Source organism: Achromobacter spanius (assembly GCF_029637605.1).
GTDB classification, from domain to species: Bacteria; Pseudomonadota; Gammaproteobacteria; order Burkholderiales; family Burkholderiaceae_B; genus Achromobacter; species Achromobacter spanius_E.
On sequence record NZ_CP121261.1, the window covers coordinates 2601667 to 2624740 of the forward strand.

The 23074-nt window shown below is 63.2% G+C and carries 18 protein-coding genes and 1 pseudogene; 10 read left to right on the forward strand and 9 right to left on the reverse strand.

All coding sequences use genetic code 11. The features are described from left to right. The first annotated feature begins 59 nt into the window (after window positions 1–59). From P8T11_RS11510 to cynS, 4 genes are read left to right on the forward strand one after another with little or no spacing between them, the layout of a single operon-like run. The gene (locus P8T11_RS11510; RefSeq protein ID WP_268081823.1) at window positions 60–1406 is read left to right on the forward strand and encodes a CmpA/NrtA family ABC transporter substrate-binding protein; all 1347 of its coding nucleotides are present in this window, start codon (window positions 60–62) and stop codon (window positions 1404–1406) included. After that, entirely contained in the window at window positions 1406–2248 is an 843-nt protein-coding gene (gene ntrB, locus P8T11_RS11515) for a nitrate ABC transporter permease (RefSeq protein ID WP_230695894.1), read from the forward strand. The genes P8T11_RS11510 and ntrB overlap by 1 nt, the downstream gene beginning before the upstream one ends. Window positions 2249–2252: 4 nt before the next feature. Next, window positions 2253–3059 carry an ABC transporter ATP-binding protein gene (locus P8T11_RS11520; RefSeq protein WP_268081822.1) on the forward strand — a complete coding sequence of 269 codons (807 nt, stop codon included), beginning with the start codon at window positions 2253–2255 and terminating at the stop codon, window positions 3057–3059. Continuing rightward, window positions 3059–3502, forward strand: coding sequence for a cyanase (gene cynS / locus P8T11_RS11525; protein WP_268082381.1), 444 nt, complete (start codon window positions 3059–3061; stop codon window positions 3500–3502). The genes P8T11_RS11520 and cynS overlap by 1 nt, the downstream gene beginning before the upstream one ends. 82 nt (window positions 3503–3584) lie before the next feature. Here the strand turns inward: cynS and pdxK are convergent, their stop codons facing one another. The 5 genes from pdxK to P8T11_RS11550 all read right to left on the reverse strand — a co-directional run bounded on the left by pdxK (window position 3585) and on the right by P8T11_RS11550 (window position 7597). Continuing rightward, window positions 3585–4448, reverse strand: coding sequence for a pyridoxine/pyridoxal/pyridoxamine kinase (gene pdxK / locus P8T11_RS11530; RefSeq protein WP_268081821.1), 864 nt, complete (start codon window positions 4446–4448; stop codon window positions 3585–3587). A gap of 149 nt (window positions 4449–4597) precedes the next feature. Next, window positions 4598–4963, reverse strand: coding sequence for a cupin domain-containing protein (locus tag P8T11_RS11535; RefSeq protein WP_268081820.1), 366 nt, complete (start codon window positions 4961–4963; stop codon window positions 4598–4600). A gap of 14 nt (window positions 4964–4977) precedes the next feature. Continuing rightward, window positions 4978–5532: a helix-turn-helix domain-containing protein gene (locus P8T11_RS11540; RefSeq protein ID WP_100856886.1), complete on the reverse strand. Its 555-nt coding sequence runs from the start codon at window positions 5530–5532 to the stop codon at window positions 4978–4980. A 145-nt stretch (window positions 5533–5677) separates the two neighbouring features. Further along, window positions 5678–6460, reverse strand: coding sequence for an aldolase (locus P8T11_RS11545; RefSeq protein ID WP_268081819.1), 783 nt, complete (start codon window positions 6458–6460; stop codon window positions 5678–5680). A 174-nt stretch (window positions 6461–6634) separates the two neighbouring features. Next, window positions 6635–7597: a Bug family tripartite tricarboxylate transporter substrate binding protein gene (locus P8T11_RS11550; protein ID WP_268081818.1), complete on the reverse strand. Its 963-nt coding sequence runs from the start codon at window positions 7595–7597 to the stop codon at window positions 6635–6637. A 761-nt stretch (window positions 7598–8358) separates the two neighbouring features. Here P8T11_RS11550 and P8T11_RS11555 point away from each other — a divergent pair. Both P8T11_RS11555 and P8T11_RS11560 read left to right on the forward strand, forming a co-directional pair. Further along, window positions 8359–10332, forward strand: coding sequence for an alkyl/aryl-sulfatase (locus tag P8T11_RS11555; protein ID WP_268081817.1), 1974 nt, complete (start codon window positions 8359–8361; stop codon window positions 10330–10332). 100 nt (window positions 10333–10432) lie between these two features. Further along, window positions 10433–10618 (forward strand): annotated as a pseudogene (locus P8T11_RS11560) (hypothetical protein); the annotation flags it as partial. On the opposite strand, the gene P8T11_RS11565 reads toward P8T11_RS11560, so the two are convergent. Genes P8T11_RS11565 through P8T11_RS11575 form a run of 3 tightly spaced genes read right to left on the reverse strand, consistent with a single transcriptional unit; the run spans window position 10573 to window position 17434 of the window. Then, the gene (locus P8T11_RS11565) at window positions 10573–11580 is read right to left on the reverse strand and encodes a Bug family tripartite tricarboxylate transporter substrate binding protein (RefSeq protein WP_268081816.1); all 1008 of its coding nucleotides are present in this window, start codon (window positions 11578–11580) and stop codon (window positions 10573–10575) included. The pseudogene P8T11_RS11560 and the gene P8T11_RS11565 sit on opposite strands and share 46 nt — an antisense overlap. A gap of 55 nt (window positions 11581–11635) precedes the next feature. Then, the gene (locus P8T11_RS11570; protein ID WP_326494523.1) at window positions 11636–14101 is read right to left on the reverse strand and encodes a CaiB/BaiF CoA-transferase family protein; all 2466 of its coding nucleotides are present in this window, start codon (window positions 14099–14101) and stop codon (window positions 11636–11638) included. A 15-nt stretch (window positions 14102–14116) separates the two neighbouring features. Next, window positions 14117–17434, reverse strand: coding sequence for an acetyl-CoA carboxylase family protein (locus P8T11_RS11575; RefSeq protein WP_268081815.1), 3318 nt, complete (start codon window positions 17432–17434; stop codon window positions 14117–14119). Window positions 17435–17706: 272 nt separating this feature from the next. On the opposite strand from P8T11_RS11575, the gene P8T11_RS11580 reads away from it, so the two are divergent. The 4 genes from P8T11_RS11580 to P8T11_RS11595 all read left to right on the forward strand — a co-directional run bounded on the left by P8T11_RS11580 (window position 17707) and on the right by P8T11_RS11595 (window position 21840). Further along, the gene (locus P8T11_RS11580; protein WP_268081814.1) at window positions 17707–18636 is read left to right on the forward strand and encodes a LysR family transcriptional regulator; all 930 of its coding nucleotides are present in this window, start codon (window positions 17707–17709) and stop codon (window positions 18634–18636) included. Between the two features lie 216 nt (window positions 18637–18852). Beyond that, window positions 18853–19260 (forward strand): Zn-ribbon domain-containing OB-fold protein, encoded by a 408-nt coding sequence (locus P8T11_RS11585; RefSeq protein ID WP_268081813.1) that lies wholly within the window; start codon window positions 18853–18855, stop codon window positions 19258–19260. Window positions 19261–19351: 91 nt separating this feature from the next. Further along, the gene (locus P8T11_RS11590; protein ID WP_268081812.1) at window positions 19352–20503 is read left to right on the forward strand and encodes an acetyl-CoA acetyltransferase; all 1152 of its coding nucleotides are present in this window, start codon (window positions 19352–19354) and stop codon (window positions 20501–20503) included. A 23-nt stretch (window positions 20504–20526) separates the two neighbouring features. Further along, window positions 20527–21840 (forward strand): 3-hydroxyacyl-CoA dehydrogenase, encoded by a 1314-nt coding sequence (locus tag P8T11_RS11595; RefSeq protein ID WP_268081811.1) that lies wholly within the window; start codon window positions 20527–20529, stop codon window positions 21838–21840. A gap of 39 nt (window positions 21841–21879) precedes the next feature. On the opposite strand, the gene P8T11_RS11600 is transcribed toward P8T11_RS11595, so the two are convergent. After that, window positions 21880–22962, reverse strand: coding sequence for a LacI family DNA-binding transcriptional regulator (locus P8T11_RS11600; protein ID WP_268081810.1), 1083 nt, complete (start codon window positions 22960–22962; stop codon window positions 21880–21882). Between the last annotated feature and the right edge of the window lie 112 nt (window positions 22963–23074).

A 23074-nucleotide genomic window follows, 5' to 3' on the forward strand; every position in this document is an offset into this window, starting at 1 on the left:
CCGGCCCCGCGCGCCCGGCCCCATGATGACTCCAATCCCCCCCTGGCCGGAGCCATCCCATGTCCCTATTCAGCAATCCGTTCGACGCCAACAGCCGTCTTGCCTGCGGCTGCGGCCGCCACGCCTCGCAAGCCGAACATGACCGCGCCGTGCAGTCCGTCACGGACAACGCCGTGGACCAGGCAGTGATGCGCGCCCTGTTTCCGGAAGACGGCCTGCGCCGCCGCTTCCTGCGCGCGGTGGGCGGTGGCACCGCCATGGCCGCCATTGCGTCGATCTTCCCGCTGGCCGCCGCCCGCGAAGCCTTCGCGCAATCCACCGGCCCGCTGGAAAAACAAAAGCTGAAGGTCGGCTTCATTCCCATCACCTGCGCCACGCCCATCATCATGGCGCACCCCATGGGCTTCTATGCCAAGCAAGGGCTTGACGTGGAAGTGGTCAAGACCGCCGGCTGGGCCCTGGTGCGCGACAAGGCCATGTCCGGCGAATACGACGCCGCCCACATGTTGTCCCCCATGCCGCTGGCCATCTCGCTGGGCGTCGGCGCCAGCCGCGCCGTGCCGTGGACCATGCCCGCCGTGGAGAACATCAACGGCCAGGCCATCACGCTGTCCATGAAACACAAGGACCGCCGCGACCCCAAGGACTGGAAGGGCTTCAAGTTCGCCGTGCCGTTCGACTACTCCATGCACAACTACCTGTTGCGCTACTACCTGGCCGAACACGGCCTGGACCCCGACACCGACGTGCAGATCCGTTCCGTGCCGCCCCCTGAAATGGTGGCCAACCTGCGCGCCGACAACATCGACGGCTTCCTGGCGCCCGACCCGGTCAACCAGCGCGCGGTCTACGACGGCGTGGGCTTCATCCACACGCTGTCCAAAACCATCTGGGATGGTCACCCCTGCTGCGCCTTCGCCGCCAGCCAGGAATTCGTGAAGACCATGCCCAACACCTACCAGGCCTTGTTGAAGTCCATCATCGAAGCCACCGCCTATGCCCGCAACCCCGCGCATCGCAAGGAAATCGCCGCCGCCATCGCCGCGCCCAACTACCTGAACCAGCCGGTCACCGTGGTCGAACAGGTGCTGACCGGCACCTACGCCGACGGTCTGGGCAAAGTGCTGACGGACCCCAACCGCATCGATTTCGATCCCATGCCGTGGCAGTCCTTCGCCGTCTGGATCCTGACGCAGATGAAGCGCTGGGGCCAGGTCAAGGGCGACATCGACTACCAGAAGGTGGCCAGCGAAGTCTTCCTGGCCACCGACGCCGTGCGCCTGATGCGCGAGGCCGGCCTGACCCCGCCCGCCGAAACGGCCAAGACCTTCAGCATCATGGGCAAACCGTTTGACCCCGCGCAGCCCGAGGCCTACCTGGCCAGCTTCAAGATCCGGAGAACCTGATGCGGTCAGTGCAATATTGGCGGGCGACGTTTCTGTCCGTCGCGCTGTTCCTGGCGTTTCTGCTGCTGTGGCACGCCGCCACGCGCCCCGACACGGGCGACGTGACGGTGGACCCGGCCTACGCCGCGCTGGTCGGCAATGCCGCGGCCAGCGGTTCCAAGACGCCGTTTCCCGGCCCGGCCGACGTCGGTGAAAAGCTGTGGCAACACATCAAGGACCCGTTCTATGACCGTGGCCCCAACGACAAGGGCATCGGCGTGCAACTGGCTTATTCGGTAGCGCGCGTGCTGGCCGGCTTCAGCCTGGCCGCGTTGGTGGCGATTCCGCTGGGCTTTCTGATCGGCATGTCCAAGACCGTCTACCGCGCCTTCGACCCCTTCATCCAGGTGCTCAAGCCCATTTCACCCCTGGCCTGGATGCCGCTCGCGCTCTACACCATCCAGGACGCCGACACATCCGCCATCTTCGTCATCTTCATCTGCTCGCTATGGCCCATGCTGGTGAACACGGCGTTTGGCGTAGGCGCCGTGCGGCAAGACTGGCTGAACGTGGCGCGCACGCTGGAAGTCTCGCGCCTGCGCACCGCCTTGCAAGTGATCTTGCCCGCCGCCGCGCCCACCATCATGACCGGCATGCGCATATCGGTCGGCATCGCCTGGCTGGTGATTGTGGCAGCGGAAATGCTGATCGGCGGCACCGGCATCGGCTACTTCGTGTGGAACGAATGGAACAACCTGTCGATTGCCAACATCATCTGCGCCATCTTTTTCATCGGCCTGATCGGCATGCTGCTGGACACCGTGCTGGCTCGCGCCGCGCGGCTGGTCAGCTATCGGGAGTAACGCCATGAGCCATGCATTCTTGCAAGTCCAAGGCTTGGGCAAACGCTACCCCGGGCGCAACGGCCAGCCCCAGCCGCCCGTCTTCGAGAACGTTGATTTCGACATCGAGCAAGGCCAGTTCGTCTGCGTGATCGGCCATTCCGGCTGCGGCAAGACCACCATCCTGAACGTGCTGGCCGGCATCGACGACACCAACGAAGGCGTCGTCATCATGGACGGCCGCCAGATCTCGGGCCCGTCGCTGGAACGCGGCGTGGTGTTCCAGGCGCATGCGCTGCTGCCCTGGCTGACCGCGCTGCAAAACGTGGAATTCGGCGTGCGTTCGCGCTGGCCCGCCTATAGCCGCGAGCAAGTGCGCGAACACAGCCTGCGCTACCTGGACATGGTGGGCCTGGCGCAGGCGGCCAGCAAGAAGCCCAGCGAACTCTCGGGCGGCATGAAGCAGCGCGTGGGGATTGCGCGCGCCTTCGCCATTCAGCCCAAGATGCTGTTGCTGGACGAACCCTTCGGCGCGCTGGACGCGCTGACGCGCGGCACCATCCAGGACGAGCTGCGCGGCATCGTGCAGCAAACCCGCCAGACCGTGTTCATGATCACGCACGACGTGGACGAAGCCATTCTGCTGTCGGACCGCATCCTGCTCATGAGCGCGGGCCCCTACGCCCGCATTGCCGAGTCCGTCAGCGTGGACCTGCCGCGCGACCGGACCCGTGCCAGCCTGCATCACGAACCCCGCTATTACGACATTCGCAACCATCTCGTCGACTTCCTGGTCGACAAGGCATCCCACAAGGAGGGAACCCCATCATGATGTCCCGCGCTGAAGTGACCGAACTGGTCGTTACCCGCAAACTGGAAAAAAAGCTGTCCTGGAGCGCCATCGCCGAAGCCGTTGGCCAGAGCAAGGAATGGACCACCGCCGCGCTGCTGGGTCAGATGACGCTGACCGAGGAACAGGCGCTGGCCGCCGCCCGCATCCTGGACCTGCCGGATGACGCCGTGGTGCAGTTGCAAGTGGTGCCCTACAAGGGTTCGCTGCCCACCACGGTGCCCACGGACCCGCTGATCTACCGCTTCTATGAGCTGATCAACGTCTACGGCACCACGTTCAAGGCGCTGATCCATGAAGAGTTTGGCGACGGCATCATGAGCGCCATCGACTTCAAGATGGACTTGCAGCGCGAAGCCGACCCCAAGGGCGACCGCGTGCAGATCGTGATGAGCGGCAAGTTCCTGCCGTACAAGATGTATTGATGGCTTGACCTGCGCGCCCCGCATCAAGACCGGGGCGCGCTTGGGTTGCTGCGTTGGTTGCTGGGTTGGCTTGCGGGCTGGCCTAGCCTTCCACCGCAAGCTCTTCCCAACCCAGCTCGCGCGTGCGCTGCAAGGTGGCCGTGACTTGCGCCGCGGCCTCTCGCGCCGCTTCAAGCAGGTCCTGGCCAGTCAATAGCTTGGCCGTGAGGCTGGCCATGAACACGTCGCCGGTGCCATGCACCGACGGCGGGATGGCAATCTCCGGATGCGTCACGACGTTGAGCGTGTCGCGCGTGACCACCGCCAATTGCAAGGCACCCGGCGCCGCCGCCATCGGCGCGGCGCTGGTCACGACAATCCACTGCGGCCCCAGCGCGATCAGTTCACGCGCCGCCGCCACGACCTCGTCCATCGTCGCCAAGGGCCGGCCCACCAGCATTTCAAGTTCAAAGTGATTCGGCGTCATGCCATCGGCCAGCGGCACCAGCAAGTCGCGGTACTGCGCGACCAGGCCCGCATCCACATACAAGCCGTCGTTGCGGTCGCCCATGACGGGGTCGATATGCACGCGCAGATCCGGCCGCGCGGCGCGCAAGGCCGGCAACCAGCTTGCCAGCAGGTCCGCCTGCCCTGGCTGCCCCAGATACCCGCAGACCACGGCGCGCGCCACGCGGGTCACGCCACGCTCGTTCAGCCCCTTCAACAAACCGGCGAACCAGTCCAAGGGCACCGCGCCGCCGTGCAGCGTCGGGTAGTGCGGCGTGTTGCTCAGCACCACCGTGGGCACCGCGATGGCGCGCAGGCCCGCGCGGCGGAAGATCGGCATGGCGGCGTTGTTGCCGACATAGCCGTAGACGACTTGGGATTGGATCGAAATGACGTCCACCTGCGCGGTGAAGGCGGGCAACGCTGCGCCGGGCGTGGGGGCAGCGGAAATGGCGGTCATACGGCGGGCTCCTGACAGGAACTTAAGGTTGCATGCCGGCGAGGGGCCGGCTGCGCAACATTCTAGTCCGCCGCGCGGGGTTCGCTGGCGCAGGGCAACCTGGCGCAGGGCCTACTTGCCGCGCAGCCCCCCTGCTGATCGGCTTACCTTCACGCCGTGCGGCTGATGAAGTAGATCTTCTTCACGAACTGGTCCACTTCCCAGCGACCCGTATAGCCTTCGGGCATGACGAAGGCCTGGCCCACCGTCAGTTCATGCACCGTGCCGTCCGGGTCCACCAGCCGCGCCGCGCCTTCGATGATGGTGCCGAACTCGATGTAGCCAGTGGTGTTGGCCTGGAACACGCCCGCGGTGCTTTCCCACACACCGGCTTCGGCCTTGCCGGCATTGCCCTCGAAGAAGGTCTCCGACATAAAAGCCGTGTCACCCGAGATCGGGCGGCGGGGCTTGCCCGGCGCCGGGTTCTTCATCGGGCCGGCATCAATGCGGACTAGCCGCGAGGGGGCGTGTGTCATGGCTTGCCTTGGGTTCAATGCGCCGCCACCACCAACACTTCAGCCATGGCGCGGCTGACCGTGCGCATGCGGTGCGGCAGTTCGGAATCAAAGTAGAGGGAATCGCCGGTCTCCAGGCGCAACTGGCGTTCGCCCACGTGGACCTCGATGGCGCCCTTGAGCACCAGCAGGAATTCTTCGCCCGGGTGCGGAAACACCGCGGTGGCGTCGGGAAATTCGCGCGGCGGATGCACCACGAAGGGCTCCATCGCCTTGACCTTGCGGCGTCCGGCCAGCGACTCGTAATGGTATTGCGAGCCCAGCCCCCCGCGTTGCAGGGCCTCGCGGTCGGCCACGCGCACCACGCTGACCACTTCGTCCTGCGCGGCGTCATCCGCGCCCACAAGCTGCGACACGCCCACGCCATAGGCTTCGGCCAGGCGCAGCACCGTCGAAATCGACGGTTCGCTCAAGCCGCGCTCAAGTTTGGACAGATAGCTTTTGGTCAGCCCGGTGCGCTGCGCAAGCTGTTCCAGGGACAGGGCTTGCTGACGGCGCAGGGTGCGTAGGCGGTGGGGCAGATCGATCATGGGCGGGAGGGCAAAAATCCGACCGGTAAGCATGCCCGAAAGCGGCGCCGCCGTCGAGCGCTCTGCGCCTGCACGGTGCTTGCCTTCCCGTGCTTCACCTGGACGCCCTACGCCTGATCGGCCTTCTTCCCCCCGGCCCTGTGGTTTACGCCAGCACGTCCGGATGCGAACGCAGCGCGCGGCGCGCGTAATAAGAAAACCCTACCTGCGACCGCTTGGGCGTCAAGATCCAGTCATGCGCCTCGCGGCCCAGCTCGGGCGGAATGGGTTGGATCTTGCCGGCCGACATCGCCAACAGTTGCATGCGCGCGGCACGTTCGAACTGCAAGGCCAGCACGCAAGCCTCTTCCACCGAGCCCGCTGCGATCAACATGCCGTGATGCGACAGCAGAATGGCGCGCTTGTCACCCAGCGCGGCCGAGATGATCTCGCCTTCTTCATTGCCCACCGGCACGCCCGGCCAGTCCTTCAAGAACGCCACATCGTCGTACAGCGTGCAGTTGTCCATGTGCGACACCTCCAGCGGTACCTCCAGCATCGACAACGACGCCACGTGCAGCGGGTGCGTATGGATGATGCAGTTCACATCGGGCCGCGCGCGGTAAATCCACGAATGAAAACGGTTGGCCGGGTTGGGCATGCCGCCGCCCTCTTGCACGCGCAGATCCTCGTCCACCACCAACAGATTGCTGGCCGTGATCTCGTCAAAGCCCAGGCCCAGGCGTTGCGTGTAATAGCGGCCCGGCTCCGTCGTGCGCGCGGTGATCTGCCCGGCCAGGCCCGAGTCATGCCCGCCGTCGAACAGAATGCGGCACGTCAGCGCCAGCCGTTCGCGCAGGCTCCACTGCGGGGTGTCGAACTGGCGCTGCATCTCGGCTTGCGCCCGCGCGATCAGTTCGTCTTTTCCCAGATGCATCGTATCGTTCATCATGTCTCCGTCATGCCGTGTTCAACCACGGCGTAAGTCCTGAATTTCTTGCTGAATCGCTTTCTGAATCGCTTGCTGAATTCGTTGCTGCATTACTTGTTGAATTCGTTGCTGAATTACTTGTTGAATGGCATCCCGGATTGCAGCCTGACTCGCAGCCCGGGATGCAGGCCATCAATCCATCTTGATATCGGCGCGCTTCACGATGTCGGCCCATTTTGACTTCTCGGCCTTGATGAAGCGCTGGTATTCGTCAGCCGACCCGGTATACAACTGCGTGCCCTGGGACGCCAAACGGTCTTTCAATTGCGGGGATGCCAGCGTCTTTTGCAAGGCCGCGTTCAAGGCGGCCAGCACCTCGGGCGGCGTGCCGGCCGGCGCAAAGAACGCATTCCAGGAACTGATCTGCAAAGCCGCGTCGCCGACTTCGGCGCTGGAGGGCACAGCCGGCGCCGCCGCCAAACGCTCGCCCGACGCCACCGCCAGGGCATGCAGCTTGCCCGACGCCACGTGCGGCATGATGACCGAACTGGCGTCCATCACCACATCCACCTGCTCGCCCACAGCGGCGTTGACCGCTTCGCTACCGCTCTTGAACGGCACATGCACAATGTCCACGCCGGCCGTCAACTTCAGCAGCTCCAGACCCAGATGCGGCGAACTGGCGTTACCCGCCGAACCAAAATTCAGGCGTCCGGGATTGGCCTTTGCATAGGTCACGAAGGCGTCGAACGTGGAGGCCGGTACACCCGCCCGCACCGCCAGCACAAACGGCGACCCCGACACCAGGCCCACCGGCGCGAAAGCGTTCGCGTCGTAGCTGAGCTTGTTGTAGATCAGCGGGTTCACTACCTGCGTGCCCACCGTTCCCATGAAAATCGTATAGCCGTCGGGCGCCGCCGTGGCTGCTACTTGGGCGGCGATGACGCCACCCGCGCCGGGGCGATTTTCGATGACGAGCGTTTGCCCCAGGACATCGCCCATGCCCTTGCCCACCTGCCGCGCGACGATATCGGTAATGCCACCCGCGCCGAAAGGCACGATCAGCCGGATGGTGCGTTCCGGATACGCAGCCTGCGCGCCGCTCGTCAAACCCAGCGCTATTGTTAGCGCGGCTATCCTGCGAAAAACCTTCATGCCATTCCCCTTGATTGCGCCGTGTCGGCTTTAATGACACAAAGTGTCCTATAGGGGATTGAGTTTCCGCAAGGGGAAAGTGATTGGGGGATACCCTGAGCAGCAGGAATAAAGTTCGCCTTTTTTCGTTGAAGTTCGCCTTTTGGCTTTGGTGGTCAACACCTGCTATTGCGCGGGCATCTCCTCGTATTTTGTGCGGATGGACGGCCTGCAGGCTGAAGAAAGGCGAACTTTGCAATAGTCGCGATCAAATTAGCGCGACAGCCCAAGCCGGCAGATCTGGGATATGCCCGTACGGGCATTGGGGAGGAGACATGGACGTCTCGAGCACTCGGCTAGCCTCGCACCATGCTCTGTATCGTCACCCGCACCTACTACGTGGCGAGAAGCGCCATGACCGAGACTCAGGTCCCACGGACCGCACCCTCCGAAATTTCGAAAGCGCGCAGGCGCGTTTCAAGGACTGAAACTTCTTTTGAAGACCGTTCTCGGCCAGAACAGGACATTAAGCCAGCACAAGCAAAAATCGAGACGACCGGGAAAAACTCGGCCGACCAGTTGGCTACCAAATTTAATGTTCTGCTAGTAATTTTTTGTGTAGGCTAGACCCCAGGTTTCCGTAGTTGCGTGACTTTATTGCCCGATAGAACCCCGTTTTTGAAACCGGTCCGCCGATCTCAATGTATGGAGAAGTCGTCATCATGAAGCTCATCCGCTGTGTGAATTCACTCTCGTCTGTCCTGTATCCCTCTGGAAAGCCATTGAAGGGCAGTCGCCTAGCGTCGGCCGCATTGGCGACATTGTTTCTTGCCACATCAACCTCGGCTTGGACACAACAGGCGCCCAAGCCTGCTGAAGATGCGACCAAACAGGCGAACGCCGCGCTGCTGAAAGAGCTGCCATTTTCGGACAAGACTTCTTTTGAATTGGCCCACAAGGGTTTCATCGCCCCGCTGCCGGCGGCGTTGATCAAGGGCGAACAGGGCAACCTGGTGTGGGACCCCACCAAATACAACTTCATCAAAGAAGGCTCCGACGCCCCGGATACCGTCAACCCCAGCCTGTGGCGGCAATCGCAGCTTCTGAACATTTCCGGCCTGTTCCAGGTCATGGACGGTATCTACCAGGTGCGTAACCTGGACCTGTCCAACATGACAATCGTCGAAGGCAAGGACGGCCTGACGATCATGGACCCGCTCATTTCCACCGAGACCGCCAAGGCCGCGTTGGATCTCTACTACCAACATCGGCCGAAGAAGCCCGTCGTCGCGGTGATCTATACGCACAGCCACGTTGACCACTACGGCGGTGTGCGCGGCGTGGTGGACGAGGCCGACGTGAAGGCTGGCAAGGTCAAGATCTATGCCCCGCTGGGCTTTCTGGAACACGCGGTGGCGGAGAACGTGATGGCCGGCACGGCCATGAGCCGGCGCGCCAGCTACATGTATGGCAACCTGCTGCCGCCCAGCCCGACGGGCCAGGTAGGCGCCGGCCTGGGCACTACTACTTCGGCCGGCACGGTGACCCTGATCCCCCCGACAGACATTATCGAAAAGACGGGCGAAACGCGCACCATCGACGGGCTGACGTATCAATTCCTGTACGCGCCTGGAAGCGAAGCGCCCGCCGAAATGCTGTACTACATCAAGGAAAAGAAGGCGCTGAACACGGCCGAAGATTCCACCCACACCCTGCACAACACCTATTCTTTGCGGGGCGCCAAGATTCGTGACCCGCTTGCCTGGTCGAAGTACTTGAACGAAGCCTTGGCCATGTGGGGCGATGACGTGGAAGTCATGTACGCCATGCATCACTGGCCGGTGTGGGGCAAGAAGGAAGTGCAGGAACAGCTGGGCATGCAACGTGACATGTACCGGTACATCAACGACGAGACCTTGCGGCTGGCCAACATGGGCTACAACAAGGAGGAAATCGCTGAACAGGTCAGGCTACCGAAGGCGATTGCCACCAAGTTTTCCAACCGGGGTTATTACGGCTCGTTGAACCACAACGTGCGCGCAACGTACGTGCTGTACCTGGGGTGGTTCAACGGCAACCCTGCCACGCTGCATACACTACCCATCGAGGAAGGCGCAAAGCGCTATGTCGACATGATGGGCGGCACGGATGCGCTGCTGAAGAAAGCCCGCGAGTACTACGCCAAGGGGGATTACCGGTGGGTCGCCGAGGTGGTGAACTATGCGGTCTTTGCCGACCCGAAGAATCAGGCTGCGCGCGACCTGCAAGCCGATGCCTTGGAACAGATGGGCTATCAGGCTGAAAGCGGCCCGTGGCGCAATTTCTATCTGACGGGCGCCAAGGAACTACGCGAAGGCGTGAAGAAGCTGCCCGTTCCGGATACCGCCAGCCCTGACACCGTGCGAGCTATGACGCTGGACATGCTCTTTGACTATTTCGCCGTTCGCTTGAACCGTGAAAAAGCCGAAGGCAAGCACGTCGTGCTGAACGTAGACTTCACCGATACCAAGCAGCAGTACACGCTGGAGATGGTGAACAGTGTTCTCAATCACACGGAAGGCAAACTGGCGAAGGAGCCCAGCGCAAGCGTGTCGCTGACCCGCAACACGCTGAACGACATCATGTTGAAGCAGACGACGCTCAAAGATGCGCTTGCCAAGGGAGACGTCAAGATCACCGGAGATCAGGCCAAGCTGAACGATGTCTTTGGTTCGCTGGATGACTTTGAATTCTGGTTCAACATCGTGACGCCTTAAGGCGGGTATCTCAGGGACGAACGAGGCCGACGTAGGTGTGCGTCGGCCTCGCCGCTTTTACAGCTCGGATCTCGCGAGTGTCCGCTTTGGGTTGTGCATTCAAGTTGACACTGTCATGGATCAGGCCGGTGCGGCAGGGGCAACGATCGTCAAACCACCGCACGAAACGTTCTGGGGCGGTTACTCGGGGTACTTTCAGGACGGCAAGACGCCGCCCCGGCGTCCGCCTTCAACCTGGCCTCAATCGATGACAATATTCTCCCGCTTCACCACAAGAGAAAGCTGATCGACCTCACGCCCGATGCGCGTGGACAATTCCTTCGGATTGCTCATGACGACGCTACCCTGCGCACTCAGTGTGGTATTGGCTGCGGGCTGCTCCATCGCGCGCTTGGACTGCTCGTACAAGGTCTCTACGATCTGGGCAGGCGTGCCTGCCGGGGCGAACAGGCCCAGCCAGAAAGTGACATCGATGTTCGGATAGCCTGCCTCGGCCATCGTCGGGATATCCGGCATTTGGGAAATTCGTTGCTTCTGCGTGACTGCCAGGGCTTTCAACTTGCCGGCCGCCACTTGCGGTGCGCTGGCCAGCGTATCGAAAGACGTGTTCACCTCGCCCGCCATGACCGCCATGCTGGCTTGCGCGGCCGATTTGTAAGGGATATGGGTTGCCTTGAACTGGGTGTCATTGCTCAGCCGCGCAAACGCCAGATGGGCCAGGTTGCCTTGGCCTCCCGACCCATAGGTGAGCTCGCCCGGATTCTTCCTGGCGTACGCAACCAGATCCTTGACCGACTCGATGGAATTCTTCTTGGCCCATTCGGGGTTGACGTTCAGGATGAACGGCGCGTCCAGTACCAGGGCGATGGGAGCGAAATCCTTGGTCTTGTACTGGGAGTTCTTGTAGATCAAGGGATTGACGGTGATGCTGCTGCTGTTGGTGGCCAGCAGCGTGTAGCCATCCGGCGCCGCACGGGCCACCTCGGCCGCCCCGATCGATCCATTGGCGCCGCCCTTGTTCTCAACGATGACGGGCTGCTTGAGCGTCTTGGACAAAGAATCCGACAGCAGGCGAGCCATCGTGTCCGTGATCGAACCGGCCGGGAACGGCACGATGATCTTGATGGCTTTAGTGGGCCATGCGTTGTCCTGCGCGAACGCGGCAGGTGACCCCAACCCCAATGCCGACGCCACGGCGACATGAGCGGAAGTGATGAGGAAGTTACGGCGGGAATTGGATGTAGTCATTGTTTGTCTCCACGAAAATTAGATCTTGTGTATTGCATCGTGCTTGCGCGGCTTGTCAGGCCGCCTTCCTGGTTGCGGTGTTTCCTATGATTCCGTCTCGTTCCAGTGTCTGTTGCTGATCCGCGCTCATGCCCAACACGCGCGAAAACACATCGCCATTGTGCTGCCCGAGCGTAGGCGCCGGACGCACCGCCGCGACCGTCACGCCCGGCTCCCTGAACCAGGGCGTGGTCGCCAGAAACTCGCCGATATAAGGGCGGGACGTCGCCTTGAAAAACTCACGGGCTTTGAGATGCGGGTCATCGAGCACCGTCCAGATCGGCTTGACTTCTCCTGCGCTTATGCCGGCCTGCTGTAGTTCGGCCATGGCGCTTTGCGCGGAGCGCGCGCGGGCCCATGCGTTGATCCTGCGGTCTATCTCTTCATGCCGGATCCGTCGGCCTGCCGCCTTCTCCAGGACAGGGTCCAGGGCAAGATCCGCCGCCTGCATGACCGCCAGCAATGCCTGCCATTGCGCATCGCTCGTGATGCTTACCACCACCCAGGCGTCATCGCCCGCGCACTGGTAGATCCCCTGCGGGGCATGTAGAGGATGCGCATTGCCGCTGCGGGGCGTGGTGGTGCCGTGCACGGACTGCTCAATGAGGAACGGTGCTGTCATGGGCAGCATGCATTCCACCTGAGACAGGTTGACGTGGCGCCCCTTGCCCGAGCGTTGCTGCACGAACAGCGCCAACAACGCCGCCGCGCCCCCGTTGAAGCCACCCACAGGGTCACCATAAGCGTAGGAGGTCAGCGCCGGTGGGTCCTGCGGGAAGCCGGTGTAATGCGGCAGGCCGCTAGCCTGCTCCAGCGTGCCGCCATAGGCCCTGATCGTGCTCCATGCATTGCCCGATCCGAATGCCGGCATGGATACCATGACCAAGCGCGGATTGACCTGGGACAGCACGGTGTAGTCCAGCCCAAGTTTGGGCAATACCTCGGTCGAGTAGTTCTCGATGACGATATCGGCCTTGGCCACCAGATCGAACAGGACCGCACGCCCTTCAGCACGGGTCAGATCTAGCGTGATGCCCAACTTGTTGCGGTTCATCAGCGCAAAGTTCGAGTTCTTCTCGTAGAGCTTTTCCTGATAGAACTCATCGGTGTAATGCGTGCCCCGCCACCAGTCCGGGTAGCCCGTGCTTTCCACCTTGATGACTTCCGCGCCAAAGTCCGCCAGCGTCCTTGCCGCCAATGGCCCGGCCCACCCCATCGTCAGGTCCACCACCCGGATTTTTCTTAAGGGCGGCGCGTCCGGCGCGGCCCTGGCCAAGCCGGCGGCCGGCGTCAGGCTCTGCGCTTCACGGTAGCGGGGGCCGTCAGCGTCCAGAAGCGCTGCCTTACCGCCCGGCAGGGGCCCCGCATCGCCCATGGGCAGCGGAACGACCGGCCCCTCGAATTCGGCCGCCCCCGCCTTGACGGGAACAAAAGCGCCGCGTTCGCGATGCACGCCTTGTTGAAGCAGCTCTGCCATGGTGGGCACGATGACCGCGGGAAATTTCTGCTTGCGCAGCACATCGAACCATTCCTCGGCTGTCCTGGCGCGCAGGCTGGGAATCAGGAACGCATCGATTTCGTCCGCATGGACCATACGGGTCGGCCCGCTGGCAAAACGCGGATCCGCGGCCAGGTCCGGGTGGCCGATGGCGGCGCACAGCGCTGCCCACTGCGGGCCGGTATGGGCGAACAGCCCAATCCAGCCCTGCTTTGTCTCGTAGATGCCGGCGGGATGCGCGGTGCAGAACCGATTGACACCCAGCCTAGCCATGGGATGCCGGCCATCCTGCACCATGCCGGCTTCCATCTCCACCAGCGAAAACGCAATCTCATGGATGCTCAGCAGATAACGCCGGCTGCCGTCGGATCGCCCCAGCAACGCGGCGGTCGCGCTTGAGAATGCCGCGACACCGGCGGCAATGGCGGTCTGAATGTCGTGCGGCAGATGGGGCGGGCCCTGCTTCGCGCCACTGCAATACACCGAGCCGGCCAGGGCGCGGCACACGGCCTCGGTTCCCGCGAAACCACTGTAGGGGCCGGACTCGCCGAACCAGGTCAGACATACCTCGATGGGCGCAATGCCCTGGCTGTCATTTCCATCGTCCGCGTACGCGGGGCGCTTCAGAACCTCCAAGCCTTCGTCCAGCGCCCGGGCGTCAAGAATCACATCGCAGGTCCGCGCAAGCCCTGACAGCCAGGCGGTATCCGCGCCAGTCTTTCCACGACGGGCCACGCTGCGCTTGTTGGTATTGAGCCAGGCATGCAAGGCGCTTGCGGGCTCGCCATTGGCCTCGTTCAACAGGGGCGGCATGCGGCGCAGCGTGTCGCCGTGGGCGTCCTCCAGCTTGATGACCTCGGCGCCAAAATCCGCAAAAAGCTTCCCGGCATAAGCCACTGCCGCTCCGCAGCCAATTTCCAGCACGCGCAACCCAGAGAAGGCGAGCCGGCTTTCAGATGTATGCATAGTCGCAATCTGTTCCAAGAGACTTCGCCTTGATTACCAGGTATCGACAAAGGCGCGGCGGGCCCGGCCGGCGCGCACAGATGCCGACGCGATGCCTTGGCGTATCCACGTGCGCGTCTGCGCGGGGTCGATGACTGCGTCGATCTCCGTCGTGGACGCGACATTGATGGCGTGCCCGCGCTCGTAGGCGCGAGCCACCAACTGGTCGTAAAGCGCCTGGCGCTCCGGCCCCTCGGGGACGTTTTCGAGTTCCTTCTTGAAGCCTAGCCGGATAGACCCTTCCAGGCCCATGGGGCCGAATTCGCCCGTTGGCCACGACACCGCGCAACTGGCCGAGCGAAAGCCCCCGCCGGCCATGGCCATGGCGCCCAGGCCGTAGCCCTTGCGCAAGGCAATTGCCAAGATGGCGACCCGCAGCTTGGCCGCGACCACGAACATGCGCGACACATGCCGGACTTGCGCCTTGGCCTCTTGCTCCGGCCCGACCATGAATCCCGGCGTATCGATCAACGAAATGATGGGCAGGCCGTGGATATCGCAAAGATTCATGAAGCGTGCCGCCTTGTCGGCCGCATCGGCATCGATGGCGCCGCCCAGGTGATGCGGATTGTTGGCGATGATCCCTACAGGCTGCCCTTCCACACGCGCCAGGGCGGTGTGCATTCCCTGGCCGAACCCCGAACGCAGCATCAATACACTGCCGACGTCGGCAATGCCTTCGATGACCTTGCGGCTGTCGTAGACACGCAAGCGATTCTCCGGCACCACATGACGGAGGTGGCGCGGGTCGGGCGCCACCCAGTCCTTGGTGCGGCCCTGGAACATGGACAGATAGTGTTTCGCCGCCACGACGGCCTGCGCCTCGTTGTCGACCAGGATGTCGATGACGCCATTGGCGAACTGCACCGGCGCGGGGCCGACGTCCTCTGGCCGGAAGATGCCCAGGCCTCCGCCTTCGATCATCGCCGGGCCGGCCATGCCGATGTTGGCGCTCTTGTCCGCGATGATGACATCGCAGACCCCCAGAAAGGCGGCGTTGCCCGCGAAACAGCGTCCGGAAACTATGCCGAGCAAAGGCACTTCGCCACTGAGTTCGGCAAGCGCCGCGAACGACGGCTGATACAGCCCGGATACGAACGGAAAATCGACATCGCCCGGCCGACCACCGCCGCCTTCGGCGAACAACACCATCGGCATTTCATCGCGGCGGGCACGTTCCACCAGCCTGTCGGTCTTGATGTGATTGCGTTTGCCCTGCGTGCCCGCCAGCACCGTCGCGTCATAGGCCATCACGGCGGTCAGCGACCCGTCGTAGCCGAATGCGTCGCCGTTGACGTTGCCAATGCCGGTGACAATGCCGTCCGCTGGCGTGTTGGCGATCAGGTCTTCCTTGCTGCGGCGGCTGGCCTGCGCGGCAATGACCAGTGCGCCAAACTCCACGAACGAGCCTTCATCGCACAGATCGTCCACGTTCTCCCGTGCGGTGCGCTGGCCTCGCGAACGGCGCTTTGCCAAGGCCTGCGGGCGCGCGTCATCATAAAGCGACGCATGGCGGTCGAGAACGGCTTGCAGGTCCGGACGCACGGCATCCAGATCGATCGCGTCTGTCACGACCTCGGTGTCGACACCACTCGATTCCTCTTCCAGCAAGACCAGGATCTCGCCTTCGAGCACATTGCCGCCACTGACGGCCGGCACCTCGACGACCCTGCCATTGAAATCGGCGACGACGCTGTACTCCATTTTCATCGCTTCGATCACGGCGATGGGTTGGCCCTTGAGCACAAAAGCGCCAGCGCTCACAGACACCTCGACCAGGCGGCCGCTCAACGGCGCGCGCGATGCCGAAAGCCCTTCCGGCACGGCGGCCTGCGCGGCCTGCGGCAGCTTGGCCGCCGAAGCGCCGCGCGCCCCCGAATCCCCGATCAGGTTGTCCTTGGCCTGCTGCTCTTGCGCATACTGCTCGGCCGCTGCAAGCAGTTCCCCGAGGATGGACTCGATGTAGCGCGTATGGTTGCGCTGCGACAGGAAGTCCTCCCGTGCCACAAGCGCCTGCAAAAGATGGATATTCGTGGCGACACCGGCAATCCGGAACTCGGCCAGACAGCGGCGCAAACGCCGCAGCACTCCCGAGAAATCGTCACTGCTGCTGAACACGATCAGCTTGGCCAGCAGCGTGTCGAACGCCGGGGCGGGCGAGTACCCGCTGTAGGCATGAGTATCGACGCGCACTTCGGGGCCGGCGGGCGGCTCGAAACGCTCCAGCCTGCCATGCGCCGGGCGTGCCATGCCCGTGGCATCGGTCGATTCCGCATTGATGCGGACCTGAATGGCATAACCGTTCAGCCTCGGCGGGTTGCTTGGGTCCACGCCCAGTTCGGCCAGGCGCTTTCCCTGCGCGACCCCGATCTGCAAGGTCACCAGATCCACGCCCGTAACCTGCTCGGTAATCGTATGTTCGACCTGTAGCCGGGGATTGGCTTCGATGAATACAAAGTCCGTCTGCACCCCCTGCTCGTTTTCTTCGACCAGGAATTCAAAGGTTCCCAGGCTGCGGTACTCCACCCTGGCCGCCATTTTCTGTGCCGCGGCAAGAATGGCGGCGCGCAGAGGGGCGGTCAGCACCGGGCTGGGCGCGATCTCGACCACTTTCTGAAAGCGGCGCTGCAGCGTGCAATCCCGATCGCCAAGCGCGACCACCGACGCACCATCGCCGGCGATCTGCACTTCGATATGACGCGCGCGATTGACCAGACGCTCCGCGTACAGCGCGTCTACACCAAAGGCCGACATGGCTTCCGACCGGCAGCGGGCATAGAGCTCGGCGATATCGGCTTTGGACTTGACGACGCGCATCCCGCGTCCGCCGCCTCCGCCGACCGCCTTGATGACGATCCCAACCCCGCCCTGCTCGTCGAAGAACTGTTCGACGTCCGCAAGTGTTGCACCACCCGGCGTGGCGGGCATGACGGGCACGCCGCATTCGCGGGCCAGTTGCAAAGCGCGGCCTTTGTCTCCGAACAGAGCCAGGTGATCGGCGTTCGGGCCGATGAACGTGATTCCCGCCGCATCGCAAGCCAGGGCGAAATCCGCCCTTTCACTCAAGAAGCCATACCCCGGATGGATGGCATCGCAACGCTCGGCCGTGGCTGCGGCAATGATGGCGTCGATATCGATATAGGCCGCCGGACCGGAGCCGTTCAGCGCAACCGTGGTATCCGCAAGAATTCGATGCCTGGAGTTTGAATCGTCCTGGGAATACACCGCGACGCTTTCCAACCCAAGGTCGCGCACGGCGCGAATGACTCGCACGGCGATTTCGCCACGATTGGCAACCAACACTCTCTTCATGGTGATCCTATGTCTCTGCTCTAACTCTTATGCTCAAGTCCTTGAGCTGCTGCCCGTAGCCATTGCATGTTCCTGCCAGACGAGGCGCGCCTGCGGGCAGGCGCCGAAAAGCACTAACATGGAAACGCATACGCGCAATCGCAGCCCAGCTTGATCCGGCGGTTGTCGTTAACTTGATGAGGATGGTAGGTGCCGTGCAACAGCCGGACAATTCACATTTTTCTCTGACCCCTATAGCCGTTCGGCATGTGTCTCGATAAAGGCAGGCGGTAATGGAACTCAGGCAGTTAAGAACGGTTTTGGCGATCGCGGAAACCGGCAGCCTCACCAAGGCGGCGGAACTGCTGCACGTTGTGCAGCCCGCCCTGTCCCGACAGCTGAAGCAGCTGGAAGACGAACTGGGCATTCCGCTTTTCGAGCGCAACCGGCTCGGGATGGTGCTGACCGTGCCTGGCCGCCGGTTTGTCGATCAGGTGCGGGTTTCCCTTAAGGGGCTCAACGAAGCCCGGGCCGACATCGGCGCCGCAAAATCGGATCTTCTTGGCACGGTGTCCATCGGCATGCTGCCCAGCCTCGCGACTGCGCTTGCCGGCCCGCTCGTCGTCGCGCTGCAGCAGCAGTACCCCAATCTGCGCGTGCGCATCGCCACCGGCTTCTCGGATTTCCTGCAAGAGGGCCTGGAGGCTGGCAAGCTTGATATCTGCCTCATGGGCGACTATCTGCAATCCGAACTTCTGCAGACCTCGCCCGCTTATTCCGAACCCATATATGTCTTCGGCATGCCGGGATCCGGATTGTCCCAGGACACCCCGATGACGCTCGAGGCCGTCTCCAGAATGCCCATGGTGGTTCCGGAAGCGCGCAGCTTGCGCAACGTGATAGACCGGGCCTGCACCATCCTGGGCGTCAACCTGAATCTGGTTGCCGAGTCGGACAGCACGGCGGTCATTCTCGATCTGGTGTTGCGCGGCGTCGGCTACACCATCCTGCCAGCCATCCCCATCATGACGATGCTGGCCGAAAAGCGCATCGAAGGCGCTCCCATCATCAGCCCCACGCTGCAACGCACCGTGATCATCGGCACCGCCGTCCTGAACCGCAACCCTCGCCTGGCCAATGCGCTGCATGCCGAGCTGATCCGCCTGCTCGAGCCCTACATCAAACAGTTCGACCACGTCGGCGCACGCTGGCTGGCTGACTGAATCCCCCCTCTGCACGCGAGCCCGGCACGCACCGGGCCACGGCCGAGCTATGCCCAATCGCTATGCCCCTCGTCAAAATTAGTTAATTGTCCCGAGACGGATCGCCCCCCTAACATCATTCAAGCGTCGCGGCATCGCCAGCAGACAAGCCATGCACCAACGGGTGTATGTAACGTCCGCCGGCCTGCCGCGGCCAAAGAATCTTGGGAGGCGAATGTGCAGAATTCATCTAACAGCACACACACAGCGGGCGACGAGGCAGTCGGCCCGGAGCAGTACTTCCAGCGCATGCTCGAACAAGGGCAGTTCATGATTCAGCGCTGCGAAACAACCGGCCGCGCCGTTTTCTATCCTCGAGCCATCTCCCCTTATGGCGGCGGCCCCTTGCGCTGGGAAGCCGCCAGTGGCGACGGCACCATCTATTCAACCACCGTCGTGCGCCAACGCCCCGAACGGGGTGGGGACTATTGCGTCGTCCTGGTGGACCTTGAAGAAGGACCGCGCCTGATGAGCACCGTTGTCGATATGGAACCCCTGGCGGTGACGATCGGCATGCGAGTCCGTGCAGAAGTGCGCCGCCAGTCCTCTGGCGTGCCGCGCGTGGTGTTTGTGCGCGCGGACTGACCGCGTGTGGTGTTTGCGCGCGCGGACTGACCGCCTGCGGTGATTGTGCGCGCGGACAGACCGCGCGACCCATGCTAATTGGAATGAATTGATGGCTACTAGTACAAGAGGGGCCTCGGCGATTGTCGGGATCGGCACCACGCCTGGCTGGAACAGCCCCGGGTTCTCGGCGTTGGATCAACTCGGTATCGCCGTTCAGGCGGCGGCAGTCGATGCGGGCATCGGCGTGGACCAGATCGACGGTTTGTTCACATCCACATTGACGCATTTCATGCCCGCCCTGTCCGTGGCGGAGTATCTCGGCATCCATCCGACCTATATGGATGGCACCAACATCGGCGGGTCCTCATTTCTGGGCCACCTGTTGTCGGCCACGCTTGCCCTGCAAGCCGGGCTGTGCAAAGTGGCCTGCATTTGCTATGGGTCGAATCAACTGTCGGCGGGCGGCAAGCTGACCACCCTGAGCGAACCCGCCCCCTGGGAGGCGATGTATTCGCCGCGCAACCCCATCAGTGGCTACGCCTTGGCTACCGCGCGCCACATGCACCAGTACGGAACCACGCGCGAACAGTTGGCCAGTGTCGCGGTCGCCGCGCGCCAGTGGGCGCAGCGCAATCCTGCCGCGCACGAGCGCGGGCCCTTGAGCATCGCCGATGTTCTGGATTCCCGGCCCATATCCGACCCTCTCACGCTGCGGGACTGCTGCCTGGTGACCGACGGCGGCGGAGCGTTGATTCTCGTCGCCGCGCAGCGCGTGCCGGAATTTGCCAACACGCCGGCCTATGTTCTGGGTGTCGGCGAGGCCACCACGCATCGCCAGATTTCAAGCATGGAAGACCTTACGGTTACCGGTGCCGTGCAATCCGGCCAACGCGCCTTCCAGATGGCGCGCGTTGCGCCAAAAGAGATCGACGTCTTGCAACTCTATGACGCATTCACCATCAACCCGATTCTGTTTCTTGAGGACCTGGGTTACTGCGCCAAGGGCGAAGGTGGCGCGTTCGTGGCCTCAGGCGTGACCGCGCCCGGTGGCGCACTGCCGGTCAACACCAACGGCGGCGGCCTGTCCTGCAATCACCCGGGCATGTATGGCATTTTCGCGGCCATCGAGGCCGTGCACCAGATCCGCCGCTCCGCAGGCGCCAGACAGGTTGACGGCGTCGATCTGGCCCTGGCCCACGGCAATGGCGGTCAGTTGGCCAGCCAGGTCACGGCGATTCTCGGATCGCGCGCCACCCTGTAAACGCTGAAACCTGGGACACAATCATGAGCACCACCACCAGCACGCCAGTCGTCACCAACCATCCCTTCGCGGCCGAGCGTCAATTGCAAGAGCTGCCGTTCGCGGCCAAGGCTAGGTCAGTCAGCCGAGCGGCGGTGATAGGCGCCGGCACGATGGGCGGCGGCATCGCGATGTGCTTCGCCAACGCCGGCATACCCGTGGTGCTGCTGGAGAAAGACGCCGAGCGACTCAATCAGGGCTTGGCGCGCATCGAAGAAAACTACGCCAACTCCGCTCGGCGCGGCCGGCTCAGCGCAGGCGACGTCGCGCAGCGTCAGGCATGCATACAGGGCAGCACGCGCTTCGAGGATCTGGCCGACGTGGATCTGGTCATTGAAGCGGTGTTCGAGGAAATCGGGCTCAAACACGAGATATTCAAGACGCTTGATCGGGTCTGCAAACCCGGCGCCATCCTGGCCTCAAACACCTCTTTCCTGGACATCGACACTATCGCGAGCGCCACCCGGCGGCCCCAGGACGTGGTCGGGATGCACTTTTTCAGTCCCGCCAACGTCATGCAGTTGCTGGAGAACGTGCGCGGCTCCGCCACCTCTGACGACGTGTGCGCCACCGTCATGGATGTGGGCCGCCGCCTGGGCAAGGTCGCCGTGCTGGTGCGGTCCTGCGACGGATTCGTCGGCAACCGCATGTTGGCGAAGCGCACGCGCGAAAGCTATTTCCTGGTCCAGGAAGGCGCCTCGCCCTTTCAAATAGACCGTGTTCTGCGCGACTTCGGCCTTCCGATGGGGCCGTTCGCCATGGCGGACCTGGCAGGTTTGGACGTGGGCTGGCGCAATCGCCAGAGCCGCCTTCAGAACCTGACCCCGCGCGAGCGTGAGTGCGACATGCTGGACCGCATGGTCGCCGCGGGCCGGCTGGGCCAGAAGACCCAGGGCGGCTTTTACGACTATGACAGTGACCGCAAGGCCACCCCATCACCGGCTGCCGAAGCACTGGTCGACGCACACCGCGCCGCCTCCGGCAGACAAGCGCGGCAGATCTCCGACCAGGAAATTCTGGAGCGTTGCCTGTACTCCATGATCAACGAAGCCGCCTATATCCTGGAAGAGAATATCGTCGAACGCGCGTCCGACATCGACGTCGTCTGGCTAAAAGGTTATGGCTTTCCCGCCTATCGGGGCGGCCCGCTGTGCTACGCGGACCAGATCGGCCTGCCTGCCATCCTGGCGGGGCTGCGCAAGTACGAAGCCGAGCACGGTTCCCAATACTGGAAGCCGGCCAATCTCATCGTCAAGCTCGCTCAAGAGGGGCGAGGTTTTCTCGATGGCCCAGCCTGAAGCCGCGCACACGCGGGCTTGCACGCCATCGCGAAGCCATCACGGCTCAGGGATGTTTTCCCGGAAGATGACCTGTAGCCGTGGCAGGTAGCTGGGTTCGGGCGCGCCCTTCACGGCCGCCACCAGCAGCTTGACGATCTCGCGCGCCTCGACGCGCGGGTTCTGGTCGATGACGGCGTCCATGATGCGATCGAGCAACAGGCGGCGCGTGGCTTCGGTGAGGTCGTGGCCCACGAAGACAATGCGCTGGGCGGAGGCTGCCTTGCTTGAGCTAGCCTCGTCTGGCCGCGCCTCAGCCGGCCGCGCCTGAGCCGGCCGCACCTCAGCCGGCCGCGCCTCTTTCAGCGCCCGCGCGATGCCTTGATTGCCGGCGCCGATGTTGTAAATCGCGTGCGGCGGATCTTTGCGCAGCAGATCCTGCGTGACGGCAAAGGCGCGGTCGCGGTCGTCGCCGATCTCAAGAATGTGTGCGATGCGCAGGTGCGGAAACTCTTCGCTCAGCAGCGAGCGAAAGCCCATCTCGCGCTCTTCGTGGCCGCGATACGCCAGGGACCCCACGAACACCGCAACCTTGCGCTCGGCGTGCTGTGGCAGAAACCGGCCCAGCAACAGCGCGGCCAGGCGGCCCGCGGCGCGGTTGTCGATGCCCACGTAACCCAGGCGCGCCGAGATCGGAATGTCCGACACCAGGGTGCTTACATGCACGCCGCTGTCGCGCAGCGCCATGATGGCGTCGCGCACTTGTGGATGGTCCAGCCCAACCAGGCCAACGGCCTGCGTCTGCTCGCGCAGCTCGTAGAGCTTTTGCGCGAGCTTATGGGCGTCGAATCCCTCGATCAGATGCAGGCGGGCCCGCACATCGGGGCGGGTGGCGGCTTCTTCCAGCAGGTGCCGGCCCAACGCGGTCATGAAGCTGTTGGTGCCGGCGGGCAAAACGAAATCGACCCGCACATCCTGGCTAGCGGCATCGGCACCCTGGACGAAGTAACCAAGACGATTGGCGATTGCCAGCACGCGGTCGCGTGTCTTGCCGCGCACGCCGTCGCGGTCGTTCAGCACCCGGTCCACGGTGGCGGTGGACATGCCGGCTTCACGGGCGATGAGGGAAATGGTGGGACGCATGCGGTATCAGGCTCTCAAGACACCATCAGGACGATGGTAGCGAGGCGATCATAACCCATCATTTGCAATCATTCTGGATCAAAAAGGTAAGGTTGCTGCCCTATGAGCGCCA

Bases quoted from the DNA above. Each gene is read 5' to 3' on its own strand.
- P8T11_RS11510 (WP_268081823.1), top strand. From the start codon at position 60: ATGTCCCTATTCAGCAATCCGTTCGACGCCAACAGCCGTCTTGCCTGC.
- ntrB (WP_230695894.1), top strand. From the start codon at position 1,406: ATGCGGTCAGTGCAATATTGGCGGGCGACGTTTCTGTCCGTCGCGCTG.
- P8T11_RS11520 (WP_268081822.1), top strand. From the start codon at position 2,253: ATGAGCCATGCATTCTTGCAAGTCCAAGGCTTGGGCAAACGCTACCCC.
- cynS (WP_268082381.1), top strand. From the start codon at position 3,059: ATGTCCCGCGCTGAAGTGACCGAACTGGTCGTTACCCGCAAACTGGAA.
- pdxK (WP_268081821.1), bottom strand. From the start codon at position 4,448: ATGACCGCCATTTCCGCTGCCCCCACGCCCGGCGCAGCGTTGCCCGCC.
- P8T11_RS11535 (WP_268081820.1), bottom strand. From the start codon at position 4,963: ATGACACACGCCCCCTCGCGGCTAGTCCGCATTGATGCCGGCCCGATG.
- P8T11_RS11540 (WP_100856886.1), bottom strand. From the start codon at position 5,532: ATGATCGATCTGCCCCACCGCCTACGCACCCTGCGCCGTCAGCAAGCC.
- P8T11_RS11545 (WP_268081819.1), bottom strand. From the start codon at position 6,460: ATGAACGATACGATGCATCTGGGAAAAGACGAACTGATCGCGCGGGCG.
- P8T11_RS11550 (WP_268081818.1), bottom strand. From the start codon at position 7,597: ATGAAGGTTTTTCGCAGGATAGCCGCGCTAACAATAGCGCTGGGTTTG.
- P8T11_RS11565 (WP_268081816.1), bottom strand. From the start codon at position 11,580: ATGACTACATCCAATTCCCGCCGTAACTTCCTCATCACTTCCGCTCAT.
- P8T11_RS11575 (WP_268081815.1), bottom strand. From the start codon at position 17,434: ATGAAGAGAGTGTTGGTTGCCAATCGTGGCGAAATCGCCGTGCGAGTC.
- P8T11_RS11580 (WP_268081814.1), top strand. From the start codon at position 17,707: ATGGAACTCAGGCAGTTAAGAACGGTTTTGGCGATCGCGGAAACCGGC.
- P8T11_RS11590 (WP_268081812.1), top strand. From the start codon at position 19,352: ATGGCTACTAGTACAAGAGGGGCCTCGGCGATTGTCGGGATCGGCACC.
- P8T11_RS11595 (WP_268081811.1), top strand. From the start codon at position 20,527: ATGAGCACCACCACCAGCACGCCAGTCGTCACCAACCATCCCTTCGCG.
- P8T11_RS11600 (WP_268081810.1), bottom strand. From the start codon at position 22,962: ATGCGTCCCACCATTTCCCTCATCGCCCGTGAAGCCGGCATGTCCACC.